Origin of the sequence: Pantoea sp. R13S299 (assembly GCF_048515925.1) — a bacterium.
In the GTDB taxonomy this organism is placed as follows: domain Bacteria; phylum Pseudomonadota; class Gammaproteobacteria; order Enterobacterales; family Enterobacteriaceae; genus Pantoea.
In genome coordinates this window covers 426,361-440,562 of the sequence record NZ_JBLYEF010000001.1, presented here as the reverse complement: position 1 = coordinate 440,562, position 14,202 = coordinate 426,361, and the positions used below count along the sequence as shown (strand labels likewise).

The 14,202-nt window shown below is 53.6% G+C and carries 14 protein-coding genes; 6 read left to right on the top strand and 8 right to left on the bottom strand.

The window, feature by feature from the left end:
- Positions 1-74: 74 nt before the first annotated feature.
- From ACN1CO_RS02175 to mntR, 6 genes are all read right to left on the bottom strand, one after another.
- Positions 75-476, bottom strand: coding sequence for an H-NS family nucleoid-associated regulatory protein (locus ACN1CO_RS02175; protein WP_003850507.1), 402 nt, complete (start codon positions 474-476; stop codon positions 75-77).
- 837 nt (positions 477-1,313) lie between these two features.
- Positions 1,314-2,843 carry an efflux transporter outer membrane subunit gene (locus ACN1CO_RS02170; RefSeq protein WP_419137324.1) on the bottom strand — a complete coding sequence of 510 codons (1,530 nt, stop codon included), beginning with the start codon at positions 2,841-2,843 and terminating at the stop codon, positions 1,314-1,316.
- 1 nt (position 2,844) lies between these two features.
- Complete coding sequence (locus tag ACN1CO_RS02165; RefSeq protein ID WP_419137322.1) at positions 2,845-4,413, bottom strand: DHA2 family efflux MFS transporter permease subunit; 1,569 nt, start codon at positions 4,411-4,413, stop codon at positions 2,845-2,847.
- Positions 4,410-5,555 (bottom strand): HlyD family secretion protein, encoded by a 1,146-nt coding sequence (locus ACN1CO_RS02160; RefSeq protein WP_419137320.1) that lies wholly within the window; start codon positions 5,553-5,555, stop codon positions 4,410-4,412. The genes ACN1CO_RS02165 and ACN1CO_RS02160 overlap by 4 nt, the downstream gene beginning before the upstream one ends.
- 149 nt (positions 5,556-5,704) lie before the next feature.
- Entirely contained in the window at positions 5,705-6,814 is a 1,110-nt protein-coding gene (locus tag ACN1CO_RS02155; protein ID WP_419137318.1) for an SLC13 family permease, read from the bottom strand.
- Positions 6,815-6,834: 20 nt separating this feature from the next.
- Positions 6,835-7,293, bottom strand: coding sequence for a manganese-binding transcriptional regulator MntR (gene mntR / locus ACN1CO_RS02150; protein WP_003850512.1), 459 nt, complete (start codon positions 7,291-7,293; stop codon positions 6,835-6,837).
- A 253-nt stretch (positions 7,294-7,546) separates the two neighbouring features.
- Here mntR and ACN1CO_RS02145 point away from each other — a divergent pair, with 253 nt between their 5' ends.
- A complete protein-coding gene (locus ACN1CO_RS02145) occupies positions 7,547-7,738 on the top strand; it encodes a hypothetical protein (RefSeq protein WP_033782439.1) in 192 nt (63 codons plus the stop codon).
- A gap of 236 nt (positions 7,739-7,974) precedes the next feature.
- On the opposite strand, the gene ompX is transcribed toward ACN1CO_RS02145, so the two are convergent.
- Complete coding sequence (gene ompX / locus ACN1CO_RS02140; RefSeq protein WP_419137316.1) at positions 7,975-8,487, bottom strand: outer membrane protein OmpX; 513 nt, start codon at positions 8,485-8,487, stop codon at positions 7,975-7,977.
- Between the two features lie 369 nt (positions 8,488-8,856).
- On the opposite strand from ompX, the gene rhtA reads away from it, so the two are divergent.
- The 5 genes from rhtA to glnQ all read left to right on the top strand — a co-directional run bounded on the left by rhtA (position 8,857) and on the right by glnQ (position 13,123).
- On the top strand, positions 8,857-9,771 hold the full coding sequence (gene rhtA, locus ACN1CO_RS02135; protein ID WP_419137314.1) for a threonine/homoserine exporter RhtA: 915 nt from the start codon (positions 8,857-8,859) through the stop codon (positions 9,769-9,771).
- 325 nt (positions 9,772-10,096) lie between these two features.
- The gene (gene dps, locus ACN1CO_RS02130; protein ID WP_090962719.1) at positions 10,097-10,600 is read left to right on the top strand and encodes a DNA starvation/stationary phase protection protein Dps; all 504 of its coding nucleotides are present in this window, start codon (positions 10,097-10,099) and stop codon (positions 10,598-10,600) included.
- 319 nt (positions 10,601-10,919) lie between these two features.
- Complete coding sequence (gene glnH / locus ACN1CO_RS02125) at positions 10,920-11,666, top strand: glutamine ABC transporter substrate-binding protein GlnH (protein ID WP_090962721.1); 747 nt, start codon at positions 10,920-10,922, stop codon at positions 11,664-11,666.
- Positions 11,667-11,744: 78 nt separating this feature from the next.
- Positions 11,745-12,404, top strand: coding sequence for a glutamine ABC transporter permease GlnP (glnP, locus tag ACN1CO_RS02120; protein WP_136197138.1), 660 nt, complete (start codon positions 11,745-11,747; stop codon positions 12,402-12,404).
- Complete coding sequence (gene glnQ / locus ACN1CO_RS02115) at positions 12,401-13,123, top strand: glutamine ABC transporter ATP-binding protein GlnQ (protein WP_010254327.1); 723 nt, start codon at positions 12,401-12,403, stop codon at positions 13,121-13,123. Before glnP ends, glnQ begins: the two co-directional genes overlap by 4 nt.
- A gap of 79 nt (positions 13,124-13,202) precedes the next feature.
- Here glnQ and rlmF read toward each other — a convergent pair whose 3' ends face one another.
- Positions 13,203-14,135 (bottom strand): 23S rRNA (adenine(1618)-N(6))-methyltransferase RlmF, encoded by a 933-nt coding sequence (gene rlmF / locus ACN1CO_RS02110; RefSeq protein WP_419137311.1) that lies wholly within the window; start codon positions 14,133-14,135, stop codon positions 13,203-13,205.
- Positions 14,136-14,202 lie beyond the last annotated feature (67 nt).

Below are 14,202 nucleotides of genomic sequence, written 5' to 3'. Positions count from 1 at the left end.
GATATCCCGGCATAAATAAAAAAGCCGGAGGGCCATAATGGCCCCCCGGCTCCCACTTACAAGGATTGTGTCGATCAATCGATCAGGAAACTGTCCAGGCTTTTACCGGAATCCAGCGCTTTCTTAATCGCTGCCGGGGTACGGCCCTGGCCAGTCCAGGATTTCTGCTCACCGTTTTCGTCAGTGTAAGAATATTTAGCAGGACGCGGCGCACGCTTGGTACGTTTTTTCCCGCTTTCCAGCGCACCTAATAATTCATTAGGATCGATGCCGTCAGCCAGCAGCATTTCGCGATATTTAGACAGCTTTTCTTCTTTTTCGCGATTCTGCGTCTCTTCTGCTTCTGCTTCTTCGCGGCGCTCAGTAACAACAACAGTTAATTTTTCCAGGATCTCTTCAAGATCGGTCAGTGGCAGTTCACGAGCCTGGGCACGTAATGTGCGAATATTGTTCAGTACCTTAAATGCGTCACTCATCACAATGTCCTTGATTAAGGGGGGTTAATAAAACTGTAGCGCCAAGACTACCTAATTCAAATAAAAAAATAAATTATTTTTACGCTACAGATAATTCTTAAGTATTAATTCAGCCAAAAACCCACTATTAAAAATGCTAGTGCCTGACGTTTTATTAACGCTGAATTAACAACAAATCGCCCTTTTACTTAGCCAATGAAAACGATTTCAGCCAGATTACAACGGTAGTGTGCAGTTAACGCTCTCCGCTAAAAGCGGGCTGTGCAGCATTATTATTTGCAATCAGGCTCCCGGCAATAACAGATTAAAACGGTGGCCCGACTGCGATCCCTGTCACACCAGCTTACAGATTATGCTTAAAAAGCCACCCGCAGCACCGTGAAATAGCGCAAGAGAATTACCGCTCTGCATTTTTTTTATTATGTCCCCTGCCGCTGGTTAATCCTTTTTTTACCGCTGCGATTTGCAGCAGAGTCGGATTAATCGCAGCGTGCTCCGCTGCGCAATAACAGCTTTGCCTGGCTCAGCCTGGTGTAAGGTGCTTTATAAAAGCATCAAAGAAATAAACTCACAAAGGTGACGCAGCTCAAAAACCGGAATCCAGGATGTGCCAGTAGCATAAGAATAACCGCCAGCCAGACCGACCGATAATATCCCTGCTGTTGTCTGTAGTTTATTTTCTGCTGACTGCACCGGACAGGGTGAAGCTGAGATACCTATTTATTCAACGGGTTAGATCATCGTAAACGACGTTGAGAGGCTGAAACTTTCTGTTTTAATCGAAATGAAGGAGAGAGATAAAGCGGTCACTGCGCAGAGGCAGTGACCGCCGGAGGACTAATTCGCCTGCGTGGCCGGGCCAAATACCGGGTAGTCCGGCATATCAACGTTCTGGTATGTTTCCCAGCCGCCGCCCAGTGCTTTATAGAGCGCCACTAAATCGAGTGCGCTCTGCATCCGCGCCTGCGTCGCCTGCTCCTGCGCCTGTGCCAGCTGACGCTGCGCATCCAGCACCTCCAGGAAGGTCGAGAGCCCCTGACGATAACTGTCGCTGGCGAGATCAAAGGCACGCTGCAGGGCGCCGGTTGTCTCATCCAATGCCGTAACGCGCTGTTGATCGGCACGGTAGCTGACCAGCGCATTCTCCACATCCTGCAGCGCCGTCAGCACCGTCTGACGATAATCCAGCGCGGCGCTGGCTTGTTGCGCCCGCGCTAACTTCACGCTCGACACCAGCTGTCCGCCCTGGAAAATCGGAATCGATAACGACGGGCCGTAGCTGTAGAAATGGCTGCTCCAGTTATCCAGATAGCTGACGTCGGTGTTGCGCACGCCCAGCTGGCCGGTCAGAGACAGACTCGGGAAAAGCTGCGCGACAGACACGCCGATCTCAGCGGTTTGTGCATGCAGCGTCGCTTCAGCCTGACGAATATCAGGACGACGGCGAGCCAGCGTGGAAGGAATGCCCACCTGAACAAACTGCGGCAGCGGGGGTAACGCTTTTGGCGTACTGAGTTCAGCATCCAGCGCGCCCGGCGTTTTGCCGAGCAGCACCGCTAACCCATTCATCGCCTGCCGTGCCTGTGCCTGATACTGCGGCAGTTGCGCCTGCAGCGTGCTGAGCTGGGCACGGGCATTTTCCACATCGGTCAGCGGAGCCAGACCATTACGCTGCTGGCTCTGGGTCAGCTCGGTCGTCTGCTGCGCAATCTCAATCTGCTGTTGCAGTGTCTGAATGGTGCTCTGCGCGCCTCGCAGCTGCAGCCAGGCCCGCGCCACTTCGGCTTCCAGCGAAACCAGCGCATCATTGCGTTGTTCTATCGCGGCCTGCTGCTGGGCATTGGCGGCCTCAACCTGACGGCGTACTTTGCCCCACAGGTCGAGCTCCCAGCTGGCATCAAAGCTGCCCTGATAGAGATTAACCGGCTGGGTCAGGCCATTCAGCTGGCTGGCCACGTTGCTGTCGAGCTGATCGGTTGCGCCATTGGATTCCAGCAAGCCTTTAAGCCCGAGCTGCTGACGCGTCACTTTGGCTGAACCACTCAGACTGGGTAACAGACTGCCCTGCGCCTGCGTCAGCTGTTCACGCGCGCCAGCAATGCGCAGCACCGTCTGCTGCAGGCTCAGATTGCCCGCGATGGCCCGCTCAATCAGGCTGTCGAGCTGCGGATCGTTGAAGCTGCGCCACCAGCGGGAATTAATCGCGGCATTTTGCGGCTTCGACGCTTCCTGCGAATCCAGGGTGTTATAGCTACCCGGCACGACAGGTTTCGGTGCCTGATAGTCAGGCCCGACGGCGCAGCCCGCAAGCCCAAGGGCCAGCAGTAAACTCAGGGGTTTCAGGCGATGAGAGTAAAAAACCTTCATGTTAGTGTGCTCCTGCACTGCCTTCGCTCTTAATCGGCGACAGCAGCCAACAAAATGGAATCAAAATCAGGGCGACAATACTCAGGCCTGAGAAGACATCGATGTAAGCGAGAATACGCGACTGCGCAATCATCTCCTGATAGAGCTGTCCGGTTGCCAGCGTGACGGGATCGCCCACCGCCGAGGTAAAGTCACGTATCGCCTGCGCCCAGTGCTGAAGCGTAATGTTGAACGGCTCGTTCAGCGGCGTCATGTTATGCACCATATGCGCCGACCGCGCCTGTGCGCGCTCGGTGATGGCCGCGGTCGAGAGTGAGATCCCAATCGATCCAGCCACGTTTCGGAACATGGTAAACAGCGCCGAGGCGTCCGCATTAAGCCGCTGCGGAATAGTGACAAAGGCGATCGTCGTCAGCGGGACAAACAGGAAACCCAGCCCGATTGACTGTGCGCTGCGCATCATCACCAGCGTTTTGAAATCGACATTCGGCGTTAAAGTGGCGGAGTAGAAAAATGCCACGGCCAGACAGCTGAAGCCAAAGGCGATGATGTATCGCGTCTGCACAATCGGCATCAGTTTCAGCACCAGCGGAATCGTCAGCACGATCAGTACCGCGCCGGGCGACAACACCAGCCCTGACCAGGTCGCGGTGTAACCCAGATCCTGCTGCGCCAGCTGTGGCAGCACCACGGAACTGCCGTACAGAATCATCGCCATGCCCGCCATCAACAGCCCGGCCACCCAGAAGTTGCGGTCTTTCATCACCAGAATATCGACCACTGGCTTACGGGCATACATCAGCCAGTAGATGGCCCCGACGATGCCGACCAGCGCCAGAACAGCAAACAGTACGATGAAGTGCGAGGCGAACCAGTCCTCATCTTCTCCACGATCCAGCATCACCTGCAGACAACCCAGCCCTAAGGTAATCAGGCTGATACCGATGTAATCGATCTTCAGTTTACCTTTGGCCCATTTACGCTCCCACGGTGGATCTTCCAGCAGCTGATAGATCGCCAGCACAGTCAGTACGCCCACCGGAATGTTAATAAAGAACACCCAGCGCCAGCTGTAGTTGTCGGTGATCCAGCCCCCTAATGTCGGGCCAATAACCGGTGCGACGATAATGGCGATAGAGGAGAGACCAAAGGCCTTGCCGCGATCTGCCGGCTTGAAGTAGTCCAGCAGCACGGACTGCTGAACCGGCTGCAATCCGCCACCAAAAAAACCCTGCAGCACGCGAAACAAAATGATCTGCCACAGTTCCGTTGCGATACCGCACAGGAACGAGCAGATGGTGAACATCACGATGCAAATCAGGAAGAACTGTTTACGGCCAAACAGCCGGCTGAAGAACGCAGAGATAGGCAGCACAATGCCGTTCGCTACCAGATAGGAGGTCAGCACCCACGTTGACTCATCGTAACTGGAGGAAAGCGAACCGGCGATGTGCGGCAGCGCCACGTTGACGATGGTGGTGTCGAGGATCTCCATAAACACCGCCAGCGTCACCGTGATCGCCACTAACCACGGATTACTGGCCGGTTTCCAGCTCTGCGCCGTACTCATTCCACCGTTACCTTCGGTTCAACTGAGAGACCCAGCGGCAGGGGATGATTCGGATCCAGGCCCTTGTCGATCACGATTTTCACCGGCACGCGCTGAACGATTTTCACGTAGTTACCGGTGGCGTTTTCTGACGGGAAGGTTGAGAAGCGCGAGCCAGAGCCCATCTGGATACTGTCGACGTGTCCTTCCAGTTTCATATCCGGCCAGGCATCAACGCTGATTTCGACTTTGTCGCCCGGATTCATGCGTTGCAGCTGAGACTCTTTGAAGTTTGCGGTCACCCAGATTTCAGGTGAGACCAGCGAGAACAGCGATGAACCGGCCTGCACCAATGTGCCCAGCTGAACGTTACGCTTGGTGATAAACCCGTCATAGGGTGCGCGAACCTGGGTATAGGAGAGATTAAGATCGGCCGTGCTTAACTGCGCTTTCGCCTGCTCAACCTGTTGCTGACGCGCTTCAACATTGGTCTCCTGCTGACGAATCTGCAGGGCAACCTGTGACGCGACTTCAACCTGGGCTTTCGCACTCTGCAACTGTGCCTGCGCCGAACGTAACTGCGCGGAGGCGCTGTCGATATTACGCTGACTGGTCGCGCGCGGGTCAACGCCACGCTGGCGACGATAATCCGCCTGCGCATTCAGCATATTCGCTTCCGCTTTAGCCTGATCGGCCAGAGCCTGATCGCGCTGTGCCGGATACTGCACCTTTGACAGCGCCAGCTGGGCCTGCGCCTGATGCAATTGAGCCACCGCTAAACCGAGCTGCGCATTCGCCTGCTCACGCTGGGCACGGTTGTCGCTGGGATCGATCTCCACCAGCAGATCGCCCTTCTTCACCCGCTGGTTATCTTTTACCAGTAGCTTTACGACATAGCCGGAGGCTTTAGGCGCAATGGTAACGGCATCGCTTTCGGTAAAGGCGTCGTCGGTAGTTTCAATATTGCGGGTAGATAACCAGAACCACAGACCGACAATCAGCATAATCACCACCACTACCGCCAGAATAATCAGCGGCTTTTTACCGGGGCGTTTGCGCTCAGGCTGCTTGTCGTTGTCCTGATTTTCCTCTGGCTGACGGCTTTTATCCGTCGCGTTTTCTGCGTCCTGCTGGTGTGGATCGCGTTGATTATTCTCGCTCATAGTTCCCATCACTGGCTAAGGCCCTGATTCCGGGCATAAAGGTCCTGTTAACCTTATATCGGAAACTGACAAAATCCAGTGCAACTTTACGAAACTTGAGGAATGGCGCACATCCTGCCACCTCTGAGTGGCAGCAGGATGCGTCGGGCCTAATTAAGCAACCGCAGAAGCAGCCAGCCGCTGGCCATTGACCAGGCCAGCAGAGGAAGGGAAAAGAGATGGAATTGCCACCAGACGGCGCGATCTTTCGCCATACGCAGGGCAATCAGGTTAGCCAGTGAACCCGGCAGCAGACCAAATCCGCCAATGTTGACCGCCCAGGCGAGCAGTTCGGTCGGCGGGACTTTTTGCAGCAGCAGAATCGTGGCCGGGACGTTACTGATCACCTGTGACAGACCAATCGCCAGCAGGTAGAGCTGTGCCTGACCGAAGTGTGCCACCGCATCAAAGTGAGCCTGCATCACCGGCAGACGGGTCAGCAGGAAGACGTCAACAAACATGGCGATAAACACCGCCAGCAGGCTCCAGTCGATGCGTTGCAATACCTGACGCGCCATCACCATAAAGGTGGCGAGGATCAGCAGCAGTATCCAGCCGGTGATCTCCAGCTCCAGACCGGCGATAAACAGCAGGTACAACACCACGCTGACGATAAACAGCGGCTTCTGCCACTCCGGCTGCTCCGGATTATCATGCTTATCAATCGACCGCTTTGAGAAGCTGAACCAGGTCAGTACCACCAGGCTCAACAGCAGCCAGGCGGCCAGCGGCAGCATCTGCACAATGAATCCAATCACGCTGAGCTTGCCGTGACTCCACAGCAGAATGTTTTGCGGATTGCCGACCGGCGTCAGCAGCGATCCGGCATTAACCGCCAGTGCCTCGAAAATGATCAGTCGCGAGATAGGTAAATGTGAGAACTTCCGCAGCGTTAACGTCAGCGGCACCAGAATAAACAGCGCCACATCGTTGGTCAGAAACGTCGAGAGCAACGCAGCAGCCAGCACCATAAACAGTGCCAGCGCACGTTCGTGCCGGAAACGGGCAATCAGTCGTCCCCCCAGCACGTCAAAGTAGCCGCTGGTTTCCAGCCCTTTGGTCAGAATTAACAGCCCGGTGAGTGTGATAATGGTGTGCCAGTCTACGGCACCGGGCAGTTCGGCCCAGCGAAAATCCGCCAGAAATGCCAGAACTACACCAATCACGATTAATAAATGCAAAATAGAGTCATGCAAAAAAGATCGAAGCAGTTGAGGCATGGTGAGAGTACGCCTTAGCGTTAACGGGTTTCGGAGAACTTCTTAAATACAGCCAGAGTTTCATCACTGACGTGATGTTCAATACCTTCTGAATCGCGTCGGGCTGTTTCGGGACTGATGCCTAACGCCAGCAGAAAACTTTCAACAATATGATGTCGGGCGCGGCTCTCTTCTGCCAGCTTCTCACCTTCACTGGTCAGGAAGACACCGCGGTAAGGCACCTGCTCAACCAGCCCGGCACTGCCAAGCCGCTTCAGCATTTTAGCCACGGTCGGTTGCGAAACGCCCAGGCGGGCCGCCATATCGACCTGACGCGCTTCGCCAAATTCACCAATCAAATCAGAGATTAACTCAACGTAGTCATCAATTAATTCCCGACGATGCGCTTCACGCACCTGCCGAAAACCTTCGACATGCTCTTCAATATCTTTCAGTGGTCCTTTTGGCGCAGAAACCACGCTTTTAGCACGACGACTCATTCAGCTTCCTCATTATTATTGCCCGTACTGACACTGCTGTACGGACTTAGCTGCGCTCATTGTAAACCAGCCGCAAAGAAGCTCAAATTTTTCGTCATTAGCCTTGGCTAAATGATATAGCCAGTGCTATATTCGATGATAATGTAAGCAGCAAAAGTACGATCCTCGTTGATCCTTTGCTGCTCCGGTGATGATGACGCTTCTCACCGCAGGTTGCTGACTACCGCGTCGACAATGATTGGGAGGTGATTCTATGAGCACCCTGAAATGTTGCTTAGATTGCAGCAAATGCTTCCAGGCTGAGAAGAAAACAACCACGGAGATGAAATCCTGGCTGTGCCTGCTGACGCGTTCCCCGTTCACACTGCGTCTGATGTTGATTGAGAAACTGCTGGGCCATAAGCCTGCCGATCGTCGCTGTCAGAATCTGATCTGGCGCGGCTAATCCTGATTCAGTGCCTTTTCAGCCGCTGGCTGAAAGGCGCACTTTCCCCCTTCTCTGTTTTCTAAAATTCCATCAGAACATGATGCCCTGCGGCATAACGTCGCGTGAATGTTGATCGGCTTCAGATTTTAGGAAGAGGCGGGAAACGGGCTGAGGTAGGATAGTGGCGGGTGAAATCAGCACAATAAAAAACGGCCCACAAGGGGCCGTTTTTTTGCAGGTCAGCTAAGCTAAACTTAGAAGCTGTAACCTACGCCAGCAATCCAGGTACCGACGTCAACGTTACGGATACGGCTCTGCTCGTAACCAACGTCAACAGCGATGTCCTGAATTGGGTTAAACTGCATACCTGCACCGTAAGAGAAACCTACGTCGCTGGTGTCAGCTTTATCGCGTGATGAAGTATCGTTAGCCTGGTATTTACCGTAGCCGATACCTACAACACCATAGATGCTAGCCCAGTCGTTCAGACGGAAAGCTGGACCACCGGTCACACCGTAGTACTGGCCTTTATTGTAAACGCCATCTTCGGTACGATCTTTTTCAGTGTAGGTGAATGAACCGATCCAACCCAGTGGGTTAGAACCGTCTTCGTAGCGGTATTTCAGGTTGAAGCCGTTAGCTTTGTTAGCAACGCCCTGATAATCGCTCTGAGCATAGCCACCAGTTACGGTGCTCTGTGCCATTGCTGAACCTGCAGATACTGCCAGTACACAGGCTAATGCTGAAAGACATGCAATTTTTTTCATAACCACCTCAAATGTGAAAATACTTCTCTCCTGACAACGCTGAAAATATAACAAAAAATAGCGAGAAACTCTGCCCGGATTTTGTTGTCTAACAGAAAGTTTGGTGTAACAGGAAGTTAATGCGACATACTATGTCATTCATTTTTCTTATAAAAACCGTCATCTTCCTGCAATAATCATTTCGTGCTCATTTCGTGCTTTAAGTTAAATCCTAAAAAATCCTGACATTTCTTTACCGAAATGGCACTGATTTTGGCCATATTTTGCTCAACTAAGGCAAATTAAAAAACGTATTTGCGTGATTTTTTGCCCGCCATTTCCTTTACACTGGCTCACTCATTACGTCGATGACCAGGAAAAGTACACAGGATGTCTGCCTCTCCCGCTTCTAAAAACCTTGCCCCGATACTATTGCCGATTGCCGTACTCCTGATTGCGATGCTGTCGCTGCAGGGCGGTGCTTCGCTGGCAAAAAGCCTGTTTCCTGCTGTGGGTGCCACCGGTATCACCGCGCTGCGCCTGGGCTTCGGCACGCTGATCCTCTGTGTCATCTTCAAACCCTGGCGTTTACGCTTCAGTCGGGAACAACGTCTGCCTCTGCTGATGTACGGTCTGGCGTTGGGCACCATGAATTTTACGTTCTATCTGGCGATTCGTACCGTGCCGCTGGGCGTGGCGGTGGGACTGGAATTCACCGGCCCGCTGGCACTGGCGCTGTTTGGATCGCGCCGGCCGCTCGATTTTGTCTGGGTTCTGCTGGCAGTCATTGGTCTGTGGTTCCTGCTGCCTTTTGGCACGGGTATGACCGCGATTGATCCGCTGGGCGCTGCGCTGGCCGTGGGTGCGGGTGCCTGCTGGGCGATCTATATCCTGGCGGGACAGCGGGCAGGTGCAGAACATGGCCCTGCTACTGTGGCAATCGGTTCGCTAATTGCCTCGGTGATTTTTGTGCCGCTGGGGCTGACGTTTGCAGAAAGTGGCATCTGGACCTGGGCCGTGATGCCAATCGCATTGCTGGTTGCCCTGCTCTCCAGCGCTATTCCCTACTCTCTGGAGATGATCGCTCTCACCCGCTTACCAGCGCGCATCTTCGGTACGCTGATGAGTCTGGAACCGGCCATGGCCGCCTTTTCCGGCATGCTGTTTCTGGGGGAAACCCTGACCGGGCTTCAGTGGCTGGCGCTGCTGGCCATCATCATCGCATCAGCCGGGTCCACACTGACCATGCGGCCGAAAAAGAGCCAGTTAAACAGCGTTGAATTATCAGACGATAGTCAGAAATAAACGCATTTAGCCCGCCCTGCCGGCGGGCTAAATAACAATCATGCTCATCATGAGAATTATTCTTAACCATTGCCCTTTAATGCTCTGACTATTTTGAAACAGACGCTTACCTGTTATTTACAAATGCTCATAAGCTATTGATTTTAAATCATATAGAGAAGATTTTATATTTTAACATGGCATTAACCTTTTCCGCGCTGCTCCCCTTCTGATAAAGACGTACGCTATTTCATCCATCGACAAAGTCGTTTCTGCAAAGCTGAAAAGCGCTGCTATACTTATCCGGTACTTGATTAGGACAACCATCAAAGAGAGGACTGAAACGATGAGTACCGCTAAATTGGTTAAAACTAAATCTTCTGACCTGATTTATACCCGCAATGACGTGGCCGAAGACGAGAAGAAAGCCACCATCGCGGTGTTGAACCGTCTGGTAGTCGAGTTTATTGACCTGTCATTGATTACTAAGCAGGCGCACTGGAACATGCGCGGTGCTAACTTCATCGGTGTGCATGAGATGCTGGATGGCTTCCGTACTGCAATCACCGATCATCAGGACACCATTGCAGAACGTGTTGTTCAGCTGGGTGGCGTGGCGCTGGGCACCACGCAGGTTGTTAACGACACCACTCCGCTGAAAAGCTATCCGCTGAATATTCATAGCGTTCAGGATCACCTGAAAGCACTGGCTGACCGCTACAGCGTTGTTGCTAACGATACCCGTAAAGCCATTTCTGAAGTGAAAGACGAAGATACCGCTGACATCTTTACTGCGGCATCACGCGATCTGGATAAATTCCTGTGGTTCATCGAAGCCAACATTGAATAAGACTCAATGCAGTCAATCAGGCGGGGAAACCCGCCTTTTTTACGTCTGTGTTACCGCATTTTTATGACCCTGTTAACACTTCTTCCTTCCTTCGCTTCACAGCCTTAACATCTGAGGCACACTACCGCTTGCACCAAAACAGCCACCTGCACCAAAATTGAGCACCAAAACGGTGCAAAGGCAGAATTAACTGCAAAATCGTGTCAGCTATGTTATTTAACTCTCTGATTTCGCGGATTTTGCAATGTTGGCATAATTCTTTCATATGACAAGCCGCAAACGCAGGCCCTGCCGCCTGGTAGTAAAAAAAGGAAAAATGATGAAGTCACTGTTAAAAGTTTCTGTGGCCGCGCTGGCGCTGGCCTTCTCCCTCTCCTCCACTGCAGCAGAAAAGAAGCTGGTCGTCGCGACCGATACCGCCTTTGTTCCGTTTGAATTCAAACAGGGTGATAAGTATGTCGGCTTTGACGTAGACCTGTGGGATGCCATTGCGAAAGAGCTGAAGCTCGATTACACCCTGAAGCCAATGGATTTCAGCGGCATTATCCCTGCACTGCAAACGCGCAATGTCGATCTGGCACTGGCGGGCATCACCATTACCGAAGAACGTAAAAAAGCGATCGAATTCTCTGATGGCTATTACAAAAGCGGTCTGCAGGTGATGGTGCGTAACAATGAGAACGACATCAAAGGCATCAGCGATCTGAACGGTAAAGTCGTCGCAGTGAAAAGCGGCACCGGCTCTGTGGAGTACGCGAAAGCCAACATCAAATCGAAAGATCTGCGTCAGTTCCCGAATATCGACAGCGCCTACATGGAGCTGGGCACCAACCGTGCGGACGCCGTGCTGCATGACACGCCAAACATCCTTTACTTCATCCACACCGCCGGTAAAGGCCGCTTTAAAGCGGTAGGCGATTCGATTGAAGCGCAGCAGTACGGTATCGCCTTCCCGAAAGGCAGCGACGATTTACGTGAAAAGGTAAACGGCGCACTGAAAACCCTGAAAGAGAACGGCACCTACAACACGCTCTATAAAAAATGGTTCGGCACCGAACCTAAATAATAATTTGCCCGTTATCTGATTTCAGCAGGGAAACTTTTTCCCTGCTTTTTTCCATCGCAACATATCTGGAGTGACACCATGGATTTTGACTGGAGCGTCATCTGGCCCGCCATGCCAGCGCTGCTTGAAGGCGCTAAACTGACCTTGATTATCTCTATTATCGGACTGGTTGGCGGCCTGTTCATCGGGCTGATAGCCGGTTTTGCCCGCGCTTACGGTGGCTGGATCACTAATAACATCGCACTGGTGTTTATCGAAATCATCCGCGGCACCCCTATCGTGGTGCAGGTGATGTTTATCTACTTTGCTCTGCCGATGGCGTTCCCCGACCTGCGCATTGATCCCTTCAGCGCAGCGGTCGTAACCATCATGATTAACTCGGGCGCGTATATTGCCGAGATTACCCGTGGTGCCGTGCTGTCGATCAACAAGGGCTTCCGCGAAGCCGGACTGGCGCTTGGCCTGTCGAGCCGTGAGACGCTGCGCTACGTGATTATGCCGCTGGCGCTGCGCCGTATGCTGCCGCCGCTGGGCAACCAGTGGATTGTCAGCATCAAAGATACCTCGCTGTTTATCGTTATCGGTGTGGCTGAACTGACACGTCAGGGTCAGGAGATTATTGCCGGTAACTTCCGCGCTCTGGAAATCTGGAGTGCCGTCGCGATCATCTATCTGGTGATTACGCTGGTGTTGAGCTTTGTGCTGCGCCGCATTGAGAAAAGGGTGAAAATCCTGTGATTGAATTTAAAGATGTCTCCAAGCATTTTGGCCAGACCCAGGTGCTGCACAATATTGATCTGAAGATTAATCAGGGCGAAGTGGTGGTGATTATCGGCCCATCCGGTTCCGGTAAGTCGACCCTGCTGCGCTGCATTAACAAGCTGGAAGAGATCACCAGCGGCGAGCTGATCGTTGATGGCCTGCGCGTGAATGATCCGAAAGTCGACGACCGCCTGATTCGTCAGGAAGCGGGCATGGTGTTTCAGCAGTTTCATCTGTTCCCACAGATGAGCGCGCTGGACAACGTTGCCTTTGGTCCGATCCGGGTGCGTGGTGCCAGCAAAGAAGCCGCTCGCCAGCTGGCGCGTGAGCTGCTGGGCAAAGTGGGCCTTGCCGAGCGGGCGCATCACTTCCCGTCTGAGCTATCCGGTGGCCAGCAGCAGCGTGTGGCGATTGCCCGTGCGCTGGCGGTTAAGCCGAAGATGATGCTGTTTGATGAGCCAACCTCAGCGCTGGACCCGGAGCTGCGTCACGAAGTCCTGAAAGTGATGCAGGATCTGGCGGAAGAAGGCATGACGATGGTGATTGTGACGCATGAGGTGGGCTTCGCTCAGAAGGTCGCGTCGCGCCTGATCTTTATCGACAAAGGCCGGATTGCGGAAGATGGCGATCCCGACAGCCTGATCAGCAATCCACCCAGCGAACGTCTGCGCGAATTCCTGCAGCACGTCTCCTGATCAAAACGGGCCGCTAAGCGGCCCGTTCTTTTTTACTCTTCTTTCGCAGATAAACGTGTTACCCGCGTAAAGAGATATCTTAGTTACCCAGGCGGCTCAGCAGCTTGCTGCGCGGGGCGGCAGCCATAAAACTCCACGCCAGGAAGCGGCTCTGCTTCTGACCCTGCGCCATATTCACCACCCGCACCTCAGCGACGTCGAGCGCCTGCAGCTGTTTTTCCAGCGCCGGTAAGTTCTCTTTGCGCGACACCAGCGAGGTAAACCAGCCGATCTGACGACCCAGCGCCACGCTCTCGGCGATCATCTTGCCGATGAAGCCTTTCTCGCCACCGGGATACCACAGCTCGTTGTGCTGCCCGCCAAAGTTAAGCGGCGCACTCTTATCCAGTCCGAGATTGCGGACCTTACGCTGCGAACCGGCCACCGCCTCATCCGGCGACGCGTGGAACGGCGGATTACACATCACCGCGCTGAAGAATTCCGTTTTGCTGACCACACCTGCCAGCACCGCATCGTTGTTTTTCTGACGACGCAGACGGATCTGACGCGTCAGGCGTGGGTTGGCAGCGACGATGCGGTTAGCCGCTTTAATGGCGGCTTCATCAATCTCGGTGCCGGTAAAGCGCCAGCCATATTCCGCCGCGCCAATCAGTGGATAGATGCAGTTTGCCCCGCAGCCCACATCGAGGATGTCCGCCATCGGGATGACGCCGTTGTTATCCAGCGCCAGCAGATCGGCAAGGTAGTGCAGATAATCGGCGCGTCCCGGTACTGGCGGGCAGAGTGAGCCGGGAGAAAGCTGCCAGTCGATGTCGTAAAAGAGTTTGATCAGCGCCTGGTTCAGCAGCATCACCGCCTCCGGGTCCGCAAAATCCACGGACTTCACGCCATAACCATTAGGCCGGACTTTAGCCTTCAGCGGCGGATGAGCAGCGGTTAACGCGGCAAAATCGTATTCGCCCTGATGGCGATTGCGGGCGTGGAAGGGCGACGTGCTGGCTGACTTTTTCATACTTTCTCTCAATTATTCAGGCGCGCGTACAATACGCTGTAGGCGGCGGAAAATAAACCCGCACCAT